This window comes from Mesorhizobium sp. M7A.F.Ca.ET.027.03.2.1, from assembly GCF_003999175.1.
Classification (GTDB): Bacteria; Pseudomonadota; Alphaproteobacteria; order Rhizobiales; family Rhizobiaceae; genus Mesorhizobium.
Window position 1 is genome coordinate 1 of record NZ_RZOM01000702.1, and the last position, 3,302, is coordinate 3,302.

Genomic DNA, 3,302 nt, shown 5'->3' on the forward strand with positions numbered 1-3,302 from the left:
CCGGTGCGCACCTGCTCGATCGTGTCCTTTTCTTCGCCGAGCTGCGCGGAATGATAGAGCTCGACCGCATAGCGGCCGGCCGTACGCTCCTTTACAAGCTCGCCGAAATATTTGACTGCCTCGACCGTCGGATAGCCGTCCGGGTGGGTGTCGGACGAGCGCAGAACCGTCTGGGCGCTTGCCGTTCCGGCCATCAGTGCGGCGGCGAGTAGCGCAGCTCCCGTCAGTCTTGAAAAATGCAACATGGTTTCCTCCCTTTGCATTGCGGGCGAGTTGCCCCCTTCAGAGCCGATACGCCTTTTTCGCCAGCGTATAGGTCAGTTCCCGCGCCAGCTCATGCGCCTCGTCCTCGCGCAGCCGATGCTCGGCGACGAGACGCGCCAGGAACGCGCAGTCGACTCGCCGCGCCACATCGTGACGCGCCGGGATCGATGGAAAGGCACGGGTGTCGTCGTTGAAACCGACGGTGTTGTAGAAGCCGGCCGTCTCGGTGGTCATCTCGCGGAAGCGCCGCATGCCTTCCGGGCTGTCGTGGAACCACCATGCCGGCCCGAGCTTCAGCGCCGGGTAGACACCGGCCAGCGGCGCCAGCTCGCGCGCATAACTGGTCTCGTCGAGCGTGAACAGGATGACGGTGAGGTCGCGCTCCAGCCCGACGCAGTCGAGCAGCGGCTTCAGCGCCGTCACATAGTCGGTCCTGGTCGGGATATCGAAACCCTTGTCGCGGCCGAATTTCTGGAAGATCGCGGGCGAATGATTGCGCCAGGAGCCGGGATGGATCTGCAGGACCAGTCCATCGTCGAGGCTCATCTTGGCCATCTCGGTCAGCATCTGGGCGCGGAACAGTTTTCGCTCGCGCTCATCGTCGGAACCGCGGCGAATCCGATTGAACAGCTCTTGCGCCGCCGCATCCGAAAGATTGGCGGTCTCGGCCGTCGGATGGCCATGATCCGACGAAGTCGCGCCGAAGCTCTTGAAGAAGGCACGCCGCTGGCGATGCGCATCGAGATAGCCGGCCCAATTGCCGGTGTCGCAGCCGGTGATCTCGCCGAGCCGGTCGAGATTGGTTGAAAACCCTTCGAAATCGGGATCGACGACAGCATCCGGCCGATAAGCGGTGACCACACGGCCCTGCCAGCCGCTGTCGCGGATCATCTGGTGCCATTTGAGATCGTCGAGCGCGCCTTCCGTGGTCGCGATGACCTCGATGTTGAAACGCTCGAACAGCGCGCGCGGGCGAAAATTCTCCCACTGCAGCAGCGTCGCGATGGTGTCGTAGTGGCGGTCGGCGGTCGCCGCGGTCAGCGGTTCGTCGATGCCGAACAGATCGGCAAGCACATGATCGAACCACAGCCGGGTCGGCGTGCCCCGAAACAGATGATAATGCTCGGCAAAAAGCCGCCAGATCGCCCTGCCGTCGGTCTCGACCGGCGCGCCGTCGAGCGTCGCCACGCCGAGATCCTCGAGGCGGACGCCTTGGCTGAACAGCATGCGGAAGATGTAGTGATCCGGGACGATGAGCAGTTGCGCTGGATCCGGGAATGGCTCGTTCAGCGCATACCAGCGCGGATCGGTGTGGCCATGCGGGCTGACAAGGGGCAGGTCCTTGATCCCGGCATAGAGATCACGGGCAACCGAGCGCGAATGCGCCTCGGCGGGAAACAGCAAATCCGCATGGGTCAGTGCCACGGTCATCCTCCCAAGGCCACTATCGGTAGGGGCGGCAAGAAATAATGTCAACATACAAAAATGCGATTGTTGTATGATGACTTTTCGACCCATTGTGTGGCAGGAAATCGAATGTTACGCCGCTTTGCCGATCCCTGCCGAGGCCACTCATGTCATCCGACCAGACCAGTCGCACCACGACGACCGAACGCCTTTCCACGAAGACCGTGCGCGCACTGCCTGCCTCGATCGCGACACCTGCGTATGATCGCAGCCGCGTCGTCCCGGGCATTGTGCACCTTGGTGTCGGCGCCTTCCACCGCGCCCATCAGGCAGCCTATGTCGACGGTTGCCTGGCGGCAGGCGAGGCGGATTGGGGCATAACAGGCGTTTCGCTGCGCAGCACCGACACGCGCGACGCTCTCACGCCGCAGGACGGGCTCTACACGCTGGCGATCAGAAGCAGTGGAACCGAAAAGCTTCAGGTCATCGGCTCGATCGGCGCGATGCTGGTGGCGCCCGAAGACCCCAGCGCTGTGCTGGCCACGCTGACCGATCCGCGCACCCGCATCGTCACGCTGACGATCACCGAAAAAGCCTATCTGAGGGCGGCAGGCGGCGGATTGGACGCCGCCCATCCCGATATCGTCCATGATCTGGCCAATCCCCGGATGCCGAAGACAGCGCATGGTTTCCTGACCGAGGCGCTTGCCCTGCGACGCGCCGCCGGCACGCCGCCCTTCACTGTCCTGTGTTGCGACAATTTGCCGGCCAACGGCGCCACGCTGCACCGGCTGTTGGTCGAATTCGCCCAGTTGCGAGATGCCGGGCTCGCCCAATCGAGTGATGTCGGAATTGCCGACCACATCGCACACCAGGTCGCGTTTCCCTCCAGCATGGTCGATCGCATCGTGCCTGCAACCACCGACGCCGATCGGGCGCGGATCGCTGAAGAACTCGGCGTCGAGGATGCCTGGCCCGTGGTGACCGAGCCGTTTTGTCAGTGGGTGGTCGAAGATAAGTTCCCGACTGGCCGGCCCGCGTGGGAACAATTCGGCGTCACCATGGTTCGCGACGTCGGCCCGTTCGAGGACATGAAGCTCAGGCTGCTCAACGGCTCGCATTCGGCCATCGCCTATCTTGGCCTGCTCAGCGGTCATGCCACCGTCGACCGCGCCTTCGCCGACCCGGCGATCCGCCAATTCGTCGATGCCTTGTGGGCCGAAGCCATCCCGACCCTGCCCGAGGATGCCGGATTGGACACGAGCGCCTATATTGCGGAGCTCGCGGAGCGTTTTTCCAACACTGCACTTGCCCATCGCACGGCGCAGATCGCCAATGACGGCAGCCAGAAACTGCCGCAGCGCATCATCGCTTCCGCCATCGAATGCCTGGAAGCCGGTACCGAACTGGTCCATCTGACCCTGGTGGTGGCTGCCTGGATCGCCGCCTGCGCCGCGCGAGGGAAAACCTTGCCGGAGGGCCATTTCACCGATCCGCTCGACGCGGCGTTGACGGAACTTTTGAGTGAGCAACTGCCGGCCAACGAAACCGTGACCGCGGTGTTCGACCTGGCCGGCTTCGCTGGGGATCACGCCGAACGCCAGACGTTGATCGAACTTGTGGCTGTGCAT

The 3,302-nt window shown here is 63.5% G+C and carries 2 protein-coding genes and 1 pseudogene; 1 reads left to right on the forward strand and 2 read right to left on the reverse strand.

Translation table 11 applies throughout. From position 1 onward, the window contains the following. Together EN750_RS25215 and uxaC are read right to left on the reverse strand one after the other, a co-directional pair. Window positions 1-245, reverse strand: a pseudogene (locus EN750_RS25215) (TRAP transporter substrate-binding protein); the annotation flags it as partial. 37 nt (window positions 246-282) lie between these two features. Further along, window positions 283-1,695, reverse strand: coding sequence for a glucuronate isomerase (gene uxaC / locus EN750_RS25220; RefSeq protein WP_189526440.1), 1,413 nt, complete (start codon window positions 1,693-1,695; stop codon window positions 283-285). Window positions 1,696-1,838: 143 nt separating this feature from the next. Here uxaC and EN750_RS25225 point away from each other — a divergent pair. Continuing rightward, window positions 1,839-3,302, forward strand: a 1,464-nt coding sequence (locus EN750_RS25225; protein WP_145967897.1) for a mannitol dehydrogenase family protein, incomplete at its 3' end; no start/stop codon positions are given.